This window comes from Synechococcus sp. CCY 0621 (assembly GCF_019038465.1).
Lineage (GTDB): Bacteria > Cyanobacteriota > Cyanobacteriia > PCC-6307 > Cyanobiaceae > Cyanobium.
In genome coordinates, this window is the sequence record NZ_JAFKRH010000064.1 from 1 (window position 1) to 393 (window position 393).

At 65.9% G+C, this 393-nt stretch carries 1 protein-coding gene; it reads left to right on the forward strand.

All coding sequences use genetic code 11. The annotated features are described in order from the left end of the window. A partial coding sequence (locus tag KUG43_RS16595; protein ID WP_216910936.1) for a glycogen/starch/alpha-glucan phosphorylase occupies positions 1 to 393 on the forward strand: 393 nt, incomplete at both ends.

Here is a 393-nt window from a genome sequence, read left to right on the forward strand (position 1 = left end):
AGCAGGACCTGTTCCCCGAGTTCGCCGCCCTCTGGCCCGAGAAGTTCACCAACGTCACCAATGGCGTGACACCGAGGCGCTGGGTGGCCCTGGCCAACCCCCAGCTTTCGGCCCTGCTCGACGCCTCGATCGGCAACGGCTGGGTGCGCAACCTCGATGAGCTGCGCCAGCTGGAGCGCTACGCCGACGACGGCGGCTTCCTGGAGCACTGGGGGGCCACCAAGCTGTCGGTGAAGCGCCACCTCACCAACTACATCCATCGCCACACGGGCGTGCTGGTGGATCCGGCCTCGATGTTCGACGTGCAGGTGAAGCGCATCCACGAGTACAAGCGCCAGCACCTCAATGCCCTCCAGGTGATCGCCCAGTACCTGCGCATCAAGAACGGCCTCG